The 17,176-nt window shown below is 57.3% G+C and carries 14 protein-coding genes; 5 read left to right on the forward strand and 9 right to left on the reverse strand.

The features are described 5' to 3' along the window. The first annotated feature begins 17 nt into the window (after positions 1 to 17). Positions 18 to 2,873 (forward strand): excinuclease ABC subunit UvrA, encoded by a 2,856-nt coding sequence (gene uvrA / locus J1779_RS18955; protein ID WP_217204500.1) that lies wholly within the window; start codon positions 18 to 20, stop codon positions 2,871 to 2,873. Positions 2,874 to 2,919: 46 nt separating this feature from the next. Here the strand turns inward: uvrA and J1779_RS18960 are convergent, their stop codons facing one another. Further along, positions 2,920 to 4,101, reverse strand: coding sequence for an esterase (locus J1779_RS18960; RefSeq protein ID WP_217204531.1), 1,182 nt, complete (start codon positions 4,099 to 4,101; stop codon positions 2,920 to 2,922). 115 nt (positions 4,102 to 4,216) lie between these two features. Beyond that, entirely contained in the window at positions 4,217 to 5,134 is a 918-nt protein-coding gene (locus tag J1779_RS18965; protein ID WP_056776092.1) for a LysR family transcriptional regulator, read from the reverse strand. Positions 5,135 to 5,233: 99 nt separating this feature from the next. Between J1779_RS18965 and J1779_RS18970 the strand changes: the two genes are divergently transcribed. Together J1779_RS18970 and J1779_RS18975 are read left to right on the forward strand one after the other, a co-directional pair. Then, a complete protein-coding gene (locus J1779_RS18970; RefSeq protein WP_217204501.1) occupies positions 5,234 to 5,854 on the forward strand; it encodes a glutathione S-transferase family protein in 621 nt (206 codons plus the stop codon). A gap of 5 nt (positions 5,855 to 5,859) precedes the next feature. Then, entirely contained in the window at positions 5,860 to 6,771 is a 912-nt protein-coding gene (locus J1779_RS18975) for a pyridoxamine 5'-phosphate oxidase family protein (RefSeq protein ID WP_217204502.1), read from the forward strand. A gap of 2 nt (positions 6,772 to 6,773) precedes the next feature. Here the strand turns inward: J1779_RS18975 and J1779_RS18980 are convergent, their stop codons facing one another. The 7 genes from J1779_RS18980 to yihU form a co-directional block, all read right to left on the reverse strand. Continuing rightward, positions 6,774 to 7,127 (reverse strand): MmcQ/YjbR family DNA-binding protein, encoded by a 354-nt coding sequence (locus J1779_RS18980; protein ID WP_056776086.1) that lies wholly within the window; start codon positions 7,125 to 7,127, stop codon positions 6,774 to 6,776. A 76-nt stretch (positions 7,128 to 7,203) separates the two neighbouring features. After that, complete coding sequence (locus tag J1779_RS18985; RefSeq protein ID WP_217204503.1) at positions 7,204 to 8,613, reverse strand: MFS transporter; 1,410 nt, start codon at positions 8,611 to 8,613, stop codon at positions 7,204 to 7,206. A 46-nt stretch (positions 8,614 to 8,659) separates the two neighbouring features. After that, positions 8,660 to 10,045, reverse strand: coding sequence for an MFS transporter (locus tag J1779_RS18990; protein ID WP_217204504.1), 1,386 nt, complete (start codon positions 10,043 to 10,045; stop codon positions 8,660 to 8,662). Positions 10,046 to 10,102: 57 nt separating this feature from the next. Beyond that, positions 10,103 to 12,139, reverse strand: coding sequence for an alpha-glucosidase (locus J1779_RS18995; RefSeq protein WP_217204505.1), 2,037 nt, complete (start codon positions 12,137 to 12,139; stop codon positions 10,103 to 10,105). A gap of 63 nt (positions 12,140 to 12,202) precedes the next feature. Beyond that, complete coding sequence (gene yihS / locus J1779_RS19000) at positions 12,203 to 13,444, reverse strand: sulfoquinovose isomerase (RefSeq protein WP_183848984.1); 1,242 nt, start codon at positions 13,442 to 13,444, stop codon at positions 12,203 to 12,205. Positions 13,445 to 13,459: 15 nt separating this feature from the next. Continuing rightward, positions 13,460 to 14,335, reverse strand: a complete 876-nt coding sequence (yihT, locus tag J1779_RS19005) for a sulfofructosephosphate aldolase (RefSeq protein ID WP_056776076.1) — start codon at positions 14,333 to 14,335, stop codon at positions 13,460 to 13,462. A gap of 22 nt (positions 14,336 to 14,357) precedes the next feature. Next, positions 14,358 to 15,254, reverse strand: a complete 897-nt coding sequence (yihU, locus tag J1779_RS19010) for a sulfolactaldehyde 3-reductase (protein ID WP_217204506.1) — start codon at positions 15,252 to 15,254, stop codon at positions 14,358 to 14,360. Between the two features lie 171 nt (positions 15,255 to 15,425). Between yihU and J1779_RS19015 the strand changes: the two genes are divergently transcribed. Both J1779_RS19015 and J1779_RS19020 read left to right on the forward strand, forming a co-directional pair. Beyond that, positions 15,426 to 16,322, forward strand: coding sequence for a sugar kinase (locus tag J1779_RS19015; RefSeq protein WP_217204507.1), 897 nt, complete (start codon positions 15,426 to 15,428; stop codon positions 16,320 to 16,322). Positions 16,323 to 16,357: 35 nt separating this feature from the next. Beyond that, complete coding sequence (locus tag J1779_RS19020) at positions 16,358 to 17,143, forward strand: DeoR/GlpR family DNA-binding transcription regulator (protein ID WP_217204508.1); 786 nt, start codon at positions 16,358 to 16,360, stop codon at positions 17,141 to 17,143. Positions 17,144 to 17,176 lie beyond the last annotated feature (33 nt).

Here is a 17,176-nt window from a genome sequence, read left to right on the forward strand (position 1 = left end):
TAATCCGGGAATGATGAATGGATAAGATCGAAGTTCGGGGCGCACGTACCCATAATCTCAAGAATATCAACCTGATTATCCCGCGCGACAAACTGATTGTTGTCACCGGCTTATCGGGTTCAGGCAAGTCCTCTCTGGCGTTCGATACGCTGTACGCCGAAGGCCAGCGTCGTTACGTTGAGTCGCTGTCAGCCTATGCTCGTCAATTTTTATCCTTAATGGAAAAACCGGACGTCGACCACATTGAAGGTCTGTCTCCGGCGATTTCGATTGAGCAAAAATCCACATCGCATAACCCGCGTTCTACCGTCGGGACCATCACGGAAATTCACGATTATCTGCGCCTGCTGTTTGCCCGCGTGGGTGAGCCGCGCTGCCCGGATCATAATGTGACGCTGTCAGCACAGACCGTCAGCCAGATGGTGGATAACGTCCTCGCACAGCCGGAAGGTCAGCGCCTGATGCTGCTCGCCACGATCATTAAAGATCGCAAAGGCGAGCACACTAAAACGCTGGAAAACCTGGCGTCGCAAGGTTACATCCGTGCGCGTATCGACGGCGAGGTCTGCGATCTGTCCGATCCGCCGAAGCTGGAATTGCAGAAAAAGCACACCATCGAAGTCGTGGTTGACCGTTTCAAAGTCCGTGAGGATTTACAGCAGCGTCTGGCGGAATCGTTTGAAACCGCGCTTGAGCTTTCCGGCGGTACCGCCGTGGTCGCCGACATGGATGACCCGAAAGCGGAAGAAATGCTGTTCTCGGCGAACTTTGCCTGCCCGATTTGTGGCTACAGCATGAGCGAGCTCGAACCGCGCATGTTCTCGTTCAACAACCCGGCCGGTGCCTGCCAGACCTGTGACGGCCTGGGCGTTCAGCAGTTCTTCGATCCGGACCGCGTGGTGCAAAACCCTGAGCTTTCACTGGCAGGCGGCGCCATCCGTGGCTGGGATCGCCGTAACTTCTATTACTTCCAGATGCTGCGCTCTCTCGGCGAGCATTATGATTTTGATGTGGAAGCGCCGTACAACGACCTGAGCAGCGATGTGCAACACGCCATTCTGCATGGTTCCGGCAAAACGACCATTGAATTCAAATACATTAACGATCGCGGTGACACGTCGATTCGTCGTCATCCGTTTGAAGGCGTGCTGCACAACATGGAGCGCCGTTATAAAGAAACGGAATCCAGCGCGGTGCGTGAAGAGCTGTCGAAATACATCAGCAACCGTTCGTGCGCATCCTGTAAAGGCACCCGCCTGCGGGAAGAAGCGCGTAACGTGTTTGTGGAAGAAACGACCTTGCCGCAAATCTCTGATTTCAGCATCGGTCATGCGATGGATTTCTTCCGCAATATGAAACTCAGCGGCCAGCGTGCACAGATCGCCGAGAAAGTGCTGAAAGAGATTGGCGATCGCCTGAAATTCCTGGTGAACGTCGGCCTGAATTACCTCTCGCTGTCCCGTTCTGCGGAAACGTTGTCCGGCGGTGAAGCTCAGCGTATTCGTCTGGCGAGCCAGATCGGCGCCGGTCTGGTGGGCGTGATGTATGTGCTGGATGAGCCTTCTATTGGCCTGCATCAGCGCGACAACGAACGTCTGCTGGAAACCCTGATCCACCTGCGCGATCTCGGGAATACCGTGATTGTCGTAGAGCATGATGAAGACGCGATCCGCGCCGCCGACCATATCATTGATATCGGTCCGGGTGCGGGTGTCCACGGCGGCCGCGTTGTCGCCGAGGGGACAGCCGATGACATCATGGCGCAGGAAGATTCCCTGACCGGTCAGTTCCTCAGCGGTAAACGCGAAATCTCCGTACCGGCGCAGCGCGTGCCGGCGGACGCCACCAAAGTGCTGAAGCTTTCCGGCGCCAAAGGCAATAACCTGAAAGATGTGACGCTGACGCTGCCGGTAGGCCTGTTTACCTGCATCACCGGTGTCTCCGGCTCCGGTAAATCGACGCTTATCAACGACACGCTGTTCCCGCTGGCACAGCGCGAACTGAACGGCGCAACGCTTGCTGAAGCCGCGCCTTACCGTGAAATTGAAGGCCTGGGGCATTTCGATAAAGTCATTGATATCGACCAGAGCCCGATTGGCCGTACGCCACGCTCGAACCCGGCGACGTACACCGGCATCTTTACGCCGGTTCGTGAACTGTTTGCCGGTGTGCCGGAATCGCGTTCGCGCGGCTATACGCCGGGGCGTTTCAGTTTCAACGTGAAAGGCGGCCGCTGCGAAGCCTGTCAGGGCGACGGCGTGATCAAAGTAGAGATGCACTTCCTGCCGGACATCTATGTGCCCTGCGATCAGTGCCGTGGTAAACGCTATAACCGCGAAACGCTGGAAGTGAAATACAAAGGCAAGAGCATCCACGAAGTGCTGGAAATGACCATCGAAGAAGCCCGTGAATTCTTTGACGCCGTGCCTGCCCTTGCGCGTAAATTGCAGACGCTGATCGACGTCGGTCTGACTTATATCTGCCTCGGCCAGTCAGCGACCACGCTGTCCGGCGGTGAAGCGCAGCGTGTGAAACTGGCGCGTGAGCTCTCAAAACGCGGCACAGGTCAGACGTTGTATATTCTCGATGAACCGACCACCGGCCTGCACTTTGCTGATATTCAGCAGTTGCTGGAAGTGCTGCATCAGTTGCGCGATCAGGGCAATACCATCGTGGTGATTGAGCACAATCTGGACGTAATTAAAACTGCAGACTGGATTGTCGATCTCGGGCCGGAAGGCGGTGCAGGCGGCGGTCAGATTCTGGTGGCGGGTACGCCGGAAACCGTGGCGGAATGCAAAGAATCGCATACCGCACGCTTCCTGAAACCGTTGCTGGAACGCCACAGCCAGCAGGCGAAGAAAAGCGCTTAACGTCAACTAACGCCTCCCCTCACAGGGAGGCGTTACTCCTGAAACCCTACTTAAATATCTTCTGTACAAACTCCGCATAGGCCGGACGCCAGACGTCCATTTCGTGGCCGAGATTCGGGTATTCGTGGTAATCAAATTTAATCTTTTTCTCCTCCAGTTCGGATTTCAGCCCGGCGATGTCTTTGCCTGTCACCACGTCTTTTTCACCGACCACAACCGTGAAGTTTTTCAGCTGTGCGTTGATTTTTTCCGGTTCGGCGAAGCGTTTCGCCACGTTTTCATTCGGCACCGTGGTGGTGCTCACACCGCTGAAGGTCGCCAGCCAGCCGAACTGATCCAGGTGCGTCATGCCGCTGACCAGGGTCTGATAACCGCCTTGCGAAAGACCGGCCAGAGCGCGCCCGACGGCGTCATCGCGGACGCGGAAGGTTTTGGCAATCAGCGGGATAATGTCGCCGGTCAGCTCTTTATCTGCTGCCGCTGCGTTACGCGGATAAAACTCTTTGCGGCGATCTTTGGTGACGTAATCTTCCGGCACCACCCCTTTGGCGTCGGTTTCGGTATCCGGAATGACCACTAACATCGGCGCGATTTTTTTCTCCGCCAGCAGGTTATCCATGATTTGCGGGATACGCCCCTGATCCAGCGCCGAACGGCCGGTATCACCAAAGCCGTGGTAGAAATAGAGCACCGGCAGCGGCTGTGACGCATCGGTGTAACCCGGCGGCGTCCAGACGGCGACCTGACGTTCGGAATTGAGCGCGGCGGAATGATAGGTCAGCGTGCGGACTTCGCCGTGCGGCACATTTTTCACATCCAGAATGCTGCCCGGCACCAGGATCAGACTGGTATTGACCTGACGCTGCGGTTTCGGCATCGCGCTGCCGGGATCGGCAATCCGCAGGCCATCAACGTTGAAGAAATACTCATAGAGATCAGGTTTTTGCGCCTCCGACGTCCAGCTCCACACACCTTTGTCGTCTTTGCTCATCTGATGCGGAATATACGTGACCGGCGTTGAACCGGTTACCACGTCCACATGCTGCGCCGTCGGGGCATACAGACGGTAAGTGATAGTGCGATCGGGGTTCACGGCGCTGATGTAGGTTTTCGCCGGCGTGGCCGGGTCAGGATCCTGTGGCAAACTCTGCGCGAACGCCGTCAGGGGAAGCGGCGCACTGAGCGCCAGTATCAAAAGCGTGGCAAGATTCAGCCGGTTACGGGTCATCATCCTTTCCTTCTGGGTTGGTGTGAGCAAGCGGACAACCTGTCCTGAAGTAACTCACTGTTTTTGCACAACTCTCAGAGTAGGTTATTTTTACCGCACACGAGCGTGACCTGAGTCACTGTTCCGAAGATGCGTTCAGCGCATGAAGTTGCGGCAGCACACTCAGCCGCTGACAGGCGAAATCCCAGAATGTCCGCACTTTGCGCGGCATCTGCTGTACCTGCTGCGCCACCAGTTGTACCGGCAACGGCAGCGGTTCGAAATCGGTTAACAGCCGCACCATGTTGCCCGCCAGCACATCATCCCTCACCTGATACGACAATAGCCGGGCAATCCCCTGACCGCTGCGCACCGCCAGCAGCTGCGACTCGACGTCGTTGAGCAGCAAACGCGGCGAAAGCCGGACGCGCAGTTCATCCTCGTGCGGCCCGAAACGCCATTCGCGCAGTGGGGTCCGCAAGGTGCCCATGACGGTCTGATGGCCGGCCAGTTCCGAGGGATGCTGCGGTTCGCCATGCTGCGCCAGATACGCCGGGCTGGCGACCAGCACGCGGGTGACTTCAGCGACTTTGCGCGCCACTTTGCCGGAATCGTCCTGATGGCCGATGCGTACCGCCAGGTCTAATCCTTCGTCGATCAGATCGAGATTACGGTCGTTGAGCATCATTTCGATCTGCATGTCCGGGTTCTGCGCCAGAAATTCCATCACCAGCGGCGCGACGTGTTTGCGGCCAAACTGCACCGGCGCGGTGATGCGCAGCAGGCCGCTGAGCTGAGTTTCAGCGGTGTCCTGCACGGCGTCCTGATACTGGCTGAGCAGCAGCCTCGCCTTTTCTGCCAGCCGTGCGCCCGCCTCGGTCGGTGCCAGGCTGCGCGTGGTGCGCTCCACCAGCCTCGCGCCGAAGCGGTGTTCCAGCGAGGCAATGGCGCGGGTGATCGCCGGAGGTGAACGGTGAAGTTTACGGGCGGCTTCCGCCAGGCTGCCATACTGAAGAACGGCGACAAAAATCGCCATTTCGTCTAAACGGTCCATAGATTCTTCCACAAAGTGAAACACTCAATTTCAATCTTCGTGGATCTCATTCATTTAATGCAAGAGTAATCTGGACTCACTGCCACAGAGGAGACACCTATGCCCGCCATTCAACTTTATAGCACCCCGCTTTCCGGCCACTGCCACCGCGTGACGTTGTTGCTGACTATGCTCAATCTGCCGTTTGAGGCCACTGAAGCCGGTGCCGACGTGCGCCAGACCGAAGAATTTGCCCGGCTGAATCCGCTTCGACAAATCCCCGTTCTGACCGACGGCGAACTTGTGCTCACCGACAGCAATGCGATTCTGGTGTATCTGGTGAAACGTTACGCGCCGGACAGCCACTGGCTGCCGGAAGATCCGCTGAAAGCCGCAGAAGTGCAAAAATGGTTATCCCACGCCGCCGGTGAAGTGCGTTACGGCCCGGCGTCGGCCCGGATGGTGAAGCAGTTTTCCGCGCCGGAAGTGTATGAAAGCGCGCTGAAAGTGACGGCGAAATTCCTGCCGCAGCTGGAAGATCATCTGCAACATCGTGAGTTTCTGGCGACAGATCGCGCCACCATCGCCGATCTGGCCTGTTACAGCTATGTGGCGACGGCACCGGAAGGCGGCGTTTCATTGGCCGGTTACCCGGCGATCCAACGCTGGCTGCAACGGGTGGAAAGCCTGCCCGGCTTTACGCCGCTGCCCGCCCTGCCGCTGCCTGTTCAGGCTGAGTAAGCGCCATGAAAAGCCCGTTCCATACCGGCGAACTTCAGGCGCAGCAGCTGGCCGGTTTTGACGTCGTCGCGCATGGGATCCGCGAGGCAATGCCGGAGCAGCACCAGCTGTTTTTCGCGGCGCTGCCTTATCTGTTTATCTCAACGCTGGATGACAACGGCTGGCCGGTAGCGACGCTGCTGAGCGGACCGGCCGGTTTTATCCGCACGCCGGATGACGGACATTTGCGGGTGAATGCGCCGCGACGCACGGACGATCCGGCGCTGGCGGCATTACAGCCGGGAAAACAGATCGGCGCGCTGGGGATCGACTTTTCGAACCGGCGGCGCAATCGGGTGAACGGCAGGATCGGGCGCATGGATAAAAATCGGATCGAGATCCTGGTCGATCAGAGTTTTGGTAACTGCCCGCAGTATATTCAGATCCGCACGCTGACCGATGTGCCGGTCAGTTTGCCGCTGCCCGCACGGGAAGAGATGACGCAAGCGGATGCCGACGCCCGCGCGCTGATAGCGCGTTCTGATACCTTTTTCATCGCCAGCCACGGGCACGACGGCGCGGATGTCTCGCACCGCGGCGGTCAGCCGGGATTTGCGCATCTGGTGGGTAACCGGCTGTGGGTGCCGGATTTTCGGGGTAACAAGTACATGAACACGCTGGGAAATTTACTGGCCGAACCCCGCGCCGCGCTGCTGTTTATGGATTTCGACAACGGCGATATTTTGCATGTTCAGGGCACCACGCAGATCCACTGGCAGCCGCAGGAGATCCCTGGCCCGGCGGGCGCAGAACGCTACTGGACGCTGGATATTACCCGTTTGTGGCGTTTTCGCGCCGCGTTGCCCTGGCGCGCTCACGCGGTGGAGTACGCGCCCACCACGCTGAAAAGCGGGTTATGGCCCGCCGCTGCACCCTGAAGTCAGATGCCTAACTCGTGGCGAACGGCTTCCGGCAAACCGGAGACGACCAGCTGGTAGGAGCCGTCAATCAGATAATAGAATTGCGAATCCGGCAGCGAACCGTCGAGATAGACCGTGTTCCAGTGGGATTTATTGAGATGATCGCCCGGCACGATTTCCGGGTGGCGGGTGCGCAGTTGTTCGGCCAGTTCCGGGCTGGTTTTCAGCGAAATCGCTTCGCGCCCGTCAACTTCACACACCATGGCAAACATCGCCTCGCCCACTTTTACCTGATTTGCACCGCGCTGATTTTCGACGCTTTGTTCTGCACCGGGCTTTGCCATGCAGTATGTCAGCAGTTCCGAACTGGTCATGTTTAGGTGTCTCCTTGTAACGTGATGGCTGGGGGGATAAAAATGCCCTCGGTTAACCATAGCAAACCTGAACGCGTTAAAGGCTCAGCACTGACGTCTTTTCTGTTTCAATAGCAGGTTCGGGCATCTCCCCCTTTTTGCGCGCACTGATTTCCTGAATGATTTTGGCAAAGCGCGCTTCATTGAGTGTGTAAAATACGCCCATAATGATCGCCGCACTGATAGCCAGTGCACAGGGCCAGAGAAATATCAGCGTGCGCAACCCCAGCAACGTCTGGCTGCTTTGCACCGCATGAGGGATGTAACCGATGTGCGTCAGCATGATCCCCGGCAGGAAACCGGCGAGCGCAGCAGAAATTTTGCGGGAGAAGGTATAGCCGGTGTACACCGACCCTTCGGCGCGGATTCCGGTTTTCCATTCGCCGTAATCCACCGTATCCGGCACCAGCGCCCAGTTGAGGCTGTTGACGAAAGCGGTGCCAAAAAAGGCCATGCAGGAAAACAACACGAAAGAGAGTGAGCTGGTGCCCCACAGGAAATTCATCACATCTCCCGCCGCCCACAGCCCTAACCCGCCCATATAGACCTGTTTTTTGCCAAACCGCTTCACCGCGCCGGGAACCAGAAGCACCCCGAACAAAATGCAGCCCATGCTGAAAAAACCCATCCACGACAGCAAACCGATATCGTTGAGAACGTACTGGGTGTAATAGACCTGAATCGCCAGTTTGATGTTGAAGGCGGCCAGCGTGCATAAATTGGCGATGCCCAGCAACGGCGGGTTGTGGAAGATGGCACGAAAGGATCGCAGAATGCTGGGCTGATGCCCTTCCGGCGTGATCGTCACGTAGCGCTCTTTTACGCCGCTGTAACACCACCACATGCAAAACACGCCGCAGGTGGCGAAGATCAGCGCGGCGATAAGGTATCCCAGCGAAGGCGACTGGCTGAACAACGCCTGCACTGGCATAAATCCGACCGTACACAACAGTAAACCCAGCGTTGCCCCGCCCTGACGCCACGCGGCAAGCTGCGCGCGTTCATGGGATTTTTTGGTCATGGCCGGAACCATCGCGCCGTAGGAACAATTCATCAGGCTGTAGAACAGGCCGAACAACATAAACAGCACGGTGGCGAGCGCCGTTTTCACCGGCAGACTGAAATCATTCGCCATGAACTGCGCCGTCGCCACCAGCCCGACCGGCACCGACGCATAGAGAATGAATGGCCTGAACTTTCCTCTGGCGCCTGGGCGACGGCGTGAATCAAGCAACACGCCGGTCAGCATGTCGGTAAAGGCGGTGAAGAACTTCGCGACTAAAAAGATCACCCCGCCATAGAACGCCGGCATCCCCAGTTCATCGGTGTAAAACTTCAACAGATACAAGGTGCCGATGCACAACATCAGGTTTGAGCCAAAATCGCCCATTCCGTAGGCGCACTTCTCACGCAGCGTCAGCGGATCATCGGAGTGTAAATGCGTCATAATCGATCCTCATTGCGCCCGCAGGCGCGCCATTCTGTTGACTGAATTACGCCTGACGTTTTCGGTTTTCTATTTCAGCAACGATGCGCACGTACATTTTTTCGTTGAGGTTATAGAAGCAGCCCATCGCCACAATGGTGATCGCCGCCAGCGCACAGGGATAGATGAAGATCAGCTGGCGCAGCCCTTCGCGGGTCCCCGCCGACTGCACCACGTTAGGCACATAACCGATCTGCGTCAGCATCCAGCCAGGGAAGAACCCGGCCAGCGCCTGCGACACTTTGCGAAAGAAGGTGAAACCGGTGTAAACCGTGCCTTCCGAGCGCACGCCGGTGCGCCATTCGCCGTATTCCACGGTGTCCGATACCAGCGCCCAGTTGAGGCTGTTCACAAACGCCGAGCCAAAGAACGCCAGGCAGGAGAACGCCACAAAACTGACCGAACCGCCGCCAAAGAAGTAGTTGAGAACGTCGCCAATAATCCACAGCGCCAGCCCGCCGATGTAGACTTTTTTCTTGCCGAACCGCCGCGCCGCGCCGGGCATCATAAACACGCCGATGAAAATGCATCCCATACTGAAAAAACCCATATAGGAGAGCAGGATAGGATCATTGAGCACGTACTGCGTGTAATACACCTGAATCGCCAGTTTGACGTTGAACGCCCCCAGCGTGCAGAGATTGGCGATGCAAAGAATGAACAGCGGACGGTTACCGGCGATGGCGCGAAAAGATGCCAGCAGCCCCGGTTTTTGCGCTGAACTGGCGGGCTGCGCCTCGACATACCGCTCTTTTACCCCGGCATAGCACAGCCACATAAACAGTAATCCCACCAGTGAAAACAGCGTGGCGGCGAAGATATAACTGCGCTGCGAATTGCCTTCCAGCAGATTCATCACCGGTACAAACCCCACCGTACACAACAGCAGGCCCAGCGTTGCACCGCCCTGCCGCCACGCCGCCAGTGAGGCGCGCTCGTCCGGATTTTTTGTGATGGCAGGCACCATCGCGCCGTATGAGCAATTCATCATGCTGAAGAACAGCCCGTACAGCATGAAGAGCACCGTCGCCACCACCGTTTTACCGGTGATCTCAAACGGCGTGCCGACGAAATTGGCCACCGCCAGTAAGGTGACCGGGAACGCGGCGTACAACACAAACGGGCGGAACTTGCCTTTCGGACCGATATTACGCCGGGAATCCAGCATGATGCCGGTACCCATATCGGTGAAAGCCGTGAAGAATTTGGCAATCAGGAAGATGATGCCGCCGTAGGTGCCCGGTAATTCCAGCACATCGGTATAGAATTTCAGCAAGTACAGCGTGCCGATATCCAGCAGGATATTGGAACCTAAATCCCCCATTCCGTACGCCAGTTTTTCTTTGAAAGGTAAGCGCAGGGTGGCGGGATCAGCAGTGCGGGTCTGACTCATTATTCTTCTCCTTGTGCCGCCGGTACCTGATGACAGCGCACCGGCGGTTGAGCCTTATCAGATATGCCGGAAACCACTGAACAGCGCTGCCCACTCGCTGTCGGCACGGTAAAATACCGGCGGTTTGCCCAGCGGAGCATCGACGGTTTTCTCGCCGCCGTGGCAGGTTTCCCCGGTCCACAGGTTGATCCAGGTGTCCTGCGGCAGATACAGCGACCACTCGCGACGTCCTTCCTCATACACCGGTGCCACCAGCAGATCGCGACCAAACAGATACTGGTATTTCAGCGAATAGGTGTGCGCATCGTCTTCGTAATGCAGGAACAACGGACGCATCACCGGCAGGCCGCGTTGGGCGTTCTGCGCCACGGCCTGTTTGATGTAAGGCTTCATGCGGGTGAAGACGTCCGTCATGCGCGCAAAATGCGCAATGGTGTCGGCATCGCCGTCAAACTGCCAGTTATCTCCCGGACGGTTGCCTTCGTGGGTGCGCATCATCGGCGTGAAGGCGCTGAAATCGCACCAGCGCAGCAACAGCTCTTTGCTGCGTTTCATCCCGAACAGGGTGGTATAACCGCCGATGTCGCTGTGATGTAAGCCGTGACCGCTCATCCCCAGAGAGAGTGCGGCAGGCACGACGGATGCCAGCCCATCGTCCAGACTCCAGTCCACGTTCTGGTCGCCCGCCCACATCATCACCGAGTATTTCTGGCTGTGGGTGTAACCGGCGCGCATGAAGAACAGGATTTCGCCGAGCTTGCCGGTTTCCTGCAGCGCCTCGTAGTTACACTTCGCCCACAGTGCGGGCCAGGCGTTGTGCATGATTTCTGCGCTGACGCCGTTGTGCAGGAAGGTATCGGTCGGCAGATATTCGCCAAAATCGGCCATCCAGCCACCACAGCCCAGTTCAATCAGGTTCTTTTTGATGATGTTCTTAAACCAGTCATAGGCCGCCGGATGGGTCAGATCGACCACACCGGCGTAAAACTCACCGAACTCGACGTGGTAATCCGCACCGCTGGCATCTTTGGTCAGATAGCCCTTTGCCGAGGCTTCTGCGCACAGGTCACGATCGCTGGCGACATACGGATTGATGTACGACAGAAATTGCACGCCCTCCTCTTTCCACCGGCTAATACGCTCGTCGAGTTGCGGGTACAATTCGCGGCTCCATTTCCAGTTCCACATCACGCGCTTACCAAAGGACGTCATGCGGATCCCGGACCAGTCCTGCGCCCAGAGGCCGTTGACCTTCACGCCGCCGTCGCGCATGGCATCGAGTTTTTGCTGGCAGACGTCGGTGCCGCCCTGAATGCCCAGCGTCACACCATCAAACACCCAGTCCGGTAATTCAGGCTGTCGCCCCAGCAGAGCCGTGAGTTTTTCCAGCAGGCTGATGTAAGTGTCCGCACACTCAAAAATCAGCGTCGCGTTGTCTTCCCACATCGCCAGCTCGTGATACTCGGGCGCGCTGAAATCGAAATTCATGTAGCAACTGTTTTCGACGTGGCAATAGTATTTTTGCGTGCTGACGAACGTCGGTTGCGGGAAGAAGGTCCAGTAATAATCGCCCCCGGCATTCTCTTTGCAGTCCGCCTGCCAGGTGACGTAAGTCTGTTTGTTGCGCCCGACGCCCTGCTCACTGGTCCACAGCGGGAAAGGCTTTCCGCGCAAGTCGAAGTAGGAGAACTGCTCGCCACAGCCGTAGATATGATCTTCCGCCTGCGCCGCCAGCCGCAGCCAGATGCGGTTGTGCGCCCGGTCCTGATTTTGCAGCGATATCCGCAAACGGCCACGCTCATCGCAGGTGACGTGAAGCGTCGCAGTGAGCAGGTTTGTGCGGCTGAAATGGAACAGCCAGCCGTCGGACTGAGGAGTCACCGTCACATCGCACAGGGCGATTTTCTCGTTCAGACGATCTTTAATACTGAAATTGCCGCGAAACATTTCAATATCGGCTTCTCCGCCGCCAATCCATAAACAGGGGGCATCTGGCGTATGCCGCAGAATAAGCCGGTGTTGGTATACCAGCGAAAATTCATTATTACCCGCCGTTAATTCAAGATGAGAAAGGGTATTTTGTAGGGTACTCATGGTGAACTCCGTCTATTTTTTTATGTCATCAATGCGTTCAGGAATTTATATTTTTCGCTGTTTTTATTTTGCATTAATGTCCAGCAAACCTGCGGCCACGGCGGGAGCCAGCCCCGGCGCGAGTGGCAGCCGTGGAATAACCAGACAGTGGAGCAGATGATATATATCCTGTTTGCCGTCCCAGACTTTGGTGGTGACGCGATTATCGGTATCCAGCTCCTGCCACCACGAACCGTTCTCATAGTCGATTAAATAAGTGATGCAGTATTCCCACCATGTCTGATACCAGGATTCATATTGCGTATCGCCGGTGACGCAATACAACGCATAGGCTGTGCCCATCGCTTCGACGATCGGCCAGCGAACCCGTTCACGTACAATCGGTTTGCCGTCCCAGCCGACGGAATAGACAAAGCCGTCAGCGCCGTCCGGCGCCCAGGCATCGCGAAGGGTCGCGTGGAACAACCCTTTGGCATCTTCCAGCAACCAGCCCGGAGGCGTTTCAAAGCGGGCCTCCAGCGCGGCATGGAGATGCAGCATCAGACGCCCCCATTCGATCCAATGGCCCGGCGTGCCGCCATAGGCGCGGAAACGGTGCGCGGGATTATCCTGGTTGTAATCCCGGATCGGGTTCCACTGCGCATCGAAGTGCTCGTTGACGCGGTACTCGCCCTTTCTGGCGACGTCATGAATGATCACCGAAGCAATTCTCAGCGCGCGATCCAGCCATTTGCGATCGTGGGTGACGTCGTAAACAATCAGGAAAGCCTCGACGGCGTGCATGTTGGCATTGCCGCCACGGTAATCTTCCGTCTGAGTGAAAGCTTCATCCCACGACTCGAGACACATCTGTTCGTCTTCACTCCAGAAGTATTTTTCAATCACGCCGATGGCCTGATCGAGTAATTTTCTGGCGTCGGGGTGGCCGGTAGTGACCGCGCTGGCCGCGCCCAGTAACACGAAGAAATGCTGATATCCCTGCTTCGACGCGTCTGCCACACCTTCATCATTTACGCAGGCGTACCAGCCGCCATATTTTTTATCTGCCAGCGCGCCGTTGAGGGTGCGGATACCGTGATCCACCAGCGAATACGCGCCGGGACGCCCCATGCCCGCGGCAACCGAATAGACGTGCAACATGCGGGCGGTGATCCACAAATGCGTGCCCATATCTGCCCGGACTTGCCCGTTATTTCCCAGCCAGCCAAAGCCGGTGGGCACGGCCGCCTGTTTGCCGAAATCAAAGATCCGGTCGGTTTCCTGCTCCAGCCAGCGGTTGTGGCTCAACGTATTAAACCATTTCATCATTCAGTCCTCTGGTTAGCGGCGGGCCATCATTTCATCAACAATCTCGCCAAGGCGTTGCAGCTTAGGCGCGGAGATGTCACGCAGCATGAGCCCGGTATCCGGCAACCCCACAACCGATGACCACACCGCGCGCCCGGCGAGAAAACCGGATGCGCCAGCCGTCATCGCCACGCTGACCGCGCGCGGGAACAGCTTTTCATCGACGCCTGATGAGAGGATCACCCACGGCATGCTGATCTGTTCATTCAGCTTGCGGGAGGCGGCGAGCAATGCCGCCTGGGGGCCGTTGCCGTGCAGTGGCATTTCCACTTTGTAGAGATCGGCTCCGCTGTCGCCGAGTTCTTTTGCCGCATCGATAATTGCCTGTTCGCGGTCAAAGTTATCGCCACGACGCGGCGGCCTGACCACCGGTTCGATAATGCTCAGCAGGCCATGGGCGTGGCACAGATGATTGAAGTCTTTCACCATGTCCAGACGCTGTTGCGGATCTTCATCGCTGCGCCACAGCACCAGTAACTTCAGGGCTTTGCCGCCGTTATCGCGCACAGCCTGCGCATCCACCTGCCGGTCGATCTCCACGCTGTCCACCGGAATGCCGTTGCCGGGAATAAATGCGTCGGCGGCGACGATCGTGGCGCAGCTCTGCGCGACGGCCCGTTGTTCGACCACCTGCCGGTAGCAGAACTGCTGATCGACCAGAATGGCCGACGCGAAAGGCGATAAGATTTTGGCGGCATTCACTTTGAAATCAGTCAGGGTCTGATCGGACACCGGCGGCTTCGCGCCTGCCGTCACGAACATTGAGCGCATCGCTTCCCGCTGGTCGACAGCCAGCATGGCAAAACCGCCGGAAGGCCGGGCGATGTCTCTGAGGGTGTAGTTATTCATTCATCTTTCCTTTGTTAAATCATTACTGTGTGGATTTTTGAGTGAGTCCGGCGCTGGTGCGTACCTGCTCGAGAATAGCGGTCCAGTCCTGACGACCGCGCCCTGCGGCACGCGCCTGGTTGTACACTTCGCGGGAAGCGGCACCGAGCGGCATCGGCACGTGAAGCTGGTTTGCCACGTCGAGCGCGATCCCCAAATCTTTGTGGGCGAGGTCAATCATGAAGGCCGGTGACAGGTCACCTTTCAGGACTTTATTCGGCCATGTGGTGGTGAAATGGCCTTTGCCGGCGGGTGTGCCGCTCATCACCTGCAGGGCCACATCGAAGGAGAGATCCAGCGCTTCGCACAGCACGGCGGCTTCGGCGGAGAGCGCATTCAGCGCAATACTCATGTAGTTGTTGATCAGTTTGACACGGATGCCTTTGCCCGGACCGCCCGCATTGATAAGCTCCGACCCCATCGCCATCAGCACCGGCGTGGCGCGTTCAACCTGTTCCGGCGTGCCGCCCGCCAGCAGCAGCAAGGTGCCGGCAATGGCGTGATCGGACGTTCTGCCCACCGGCACATCCATCATGCTGAAGCCTTTCAGACGCATCTCGCCGATCAGGCTGTCGGTGTGCAACGGATGAATGGTGGACATGTCGATCACCAGCGCAGACGCCGATAAGGTTTCGCAAACCCCGCCTTTCGCAAATAAAGCCTCACGCACCAGATCGCCGTTGGGCAGCATGGTGATCACAAATTCTGCGTCCTCTGCCGCCTGCGCGGCGCTGCCACAGCCGGTAGCCCCCTGCTTAACCAGCACTTGCGTGGCCTGCGGGTTCAGATCGAAAACCCGCAAGCTGTGCCCTTTTTTGATCAGATTGCTGGCCATCGGTGACCCCATCTGCCCCAGACCAATAAATGCGATAGTTGCCATGCACGTCTCCTTTTCAATGACAGCGGGTGTCATTTTTTGATTATCGGCGATGTTGTTATTTGTCTTTTTTTGATCGTATTTGTAATTTCAAGTCAAAAAATTGACAGCCATCACTTTTTTAACAATTGGCTTAATTAAAATAAATCCACCAAAAATGCTTAAGGAATAGCCATGATTCGTATTGCTTGTGTCGGAATTGCCGTGATGGATCGCATTTACTGCGTGGAGAATTTACCGTCGGAAGGGGGGAAGTATGTCGCTCACACCTATGCCGAAGTGGGAGGCGGCCCGACTGCCACGGCGGCGGTTGCGGCGGCAAAGCTGGGGGCACAGGTGGATTTTATTGGCCGCGTGGGGGATGACGACACCGGCGACCGACTGCTCGAAGAGCTTGAATCTCTGGGGGTAAATACCCGTTATGCCCTGCGCGTTAAACAGGCCAGGTCATCGCAATCTGCCGTTCTGGTGGATGCGCGCGGCGAACGCATCATCATCAACTATCCCAGCCCGGACCTGCCGCAAGGCGGTGAATGGCTTAACGATATCGATTTTTCGCAGTGGGATGTGGTGCTGGCGGATGTGCGCTGGCATGAAGGCACCAGGCGGGCGTTTACCCTGGCGCGCAACGCCGGTGTGATGACGGTACTGGATGCCGATGTCACGCCGCAGGATATTTCGGCGCTGGTGGCATTGAGCGACCATGCGGCTTTCTCCGCACCGGGTTTACAGCGGCTGACTGGCAGCAGTGATGCAGAAAGCGGGCTCAGGCATGCAAAAACGCTCACAAACGGACAGGTGTATGTCACCCATGGCGCAGACGGATGCTTCTGGTGGGAAAACAACAGGCTGCATCATCAGCCAGGGTTTCGCGTAGACGTGGTGGATACCACCGGTGCGGGGGATGTGTTTCATGGCGCGCTGGCGATAAGCCTCGCGCAACACCGGCCTGCGGCGGAGGCTGTGCGGTTTGCCAGCGGCGTCGCGGCGCTGAAATGTACGCAGCCAGGCGGGCGGGCCGGTATACCCGACTGTGATCAAACCCGGTCTTTTATGTCACTTTCTGTATAGAATACGACTCAGACGCTCATTTTAGGGGTATGGCTATGAGTCTTACTGAACTGACCGGTAACCCGCGCCACGATCAGCTGTTAGCACTGATTGCTGAACGCGGTTACATGAATATTGAAGAGCTGGCGGCGCTGCTGGACGTCTCGACGCAAACCGTTCGTCGCGATATCCGCAAACTCAGCGAGCAGGGATTAGTGAGCCGCCATCATGGGGGCGCGGGCCGGGCGTCGAGCGTGGTCAATACCGCCTTTGAGCAGCGGGAAATGTCCTGGACGGAAGAAAAGAAAGCCATCGCCGAAGCGATTGCCGATTACATTCCCGACGGTTCCACGGTGTTTATTACCATCGGCACGACCGTCGAGCAGGTGGCGCACGCCCTGCTCAACCACAGCCATTTGCGCATTATCACCAACTGTCTGCGGGTGGCGCATATTCTGTATAAAAATCCGCGCTTTGAGGTGATGGTTCCGGGCGGCACGCTGCGTCCGCACAATGGCGGGATTATTGGCCCGTCCGCCACGGCGTTTGTCGCCGGTTTCCGGGCGGATTATCTGGTCACCAGCGTCGGCGCGATTGAGAGTGACGGCGCATTGCTGGAGTTTGATGTCAACGAGGCCAGCGTGGTGAAAACCATGATGGCGCACTCCCGGCATATCTTGCTGGCGGCGGATCACACCAAATATCACGCCTCGGCTGCGGTAGAAATAGGCAATGTCTCGCAGGCCACGGCGCTGTTTACCGATGAACTTCCGGCTGCCGGGCTGCTAAAAGTGTTGAAAAATCATCAGGTGGAAGTGATTAACGTCAGTTCGGCGGAATAAAAAAAGGCCGACATGTCTGTCGGCCTTTTCGAA

Source organism: Rahnella rivi, assembly GCF_019049655.1.
GTDB classification, from domain to species: Bacteria; Pseudomonadota; Gammaproteobacteria; order Enterobacterales; family Enterobacteriaceae; genus Rahnella; species Rahnella rivi.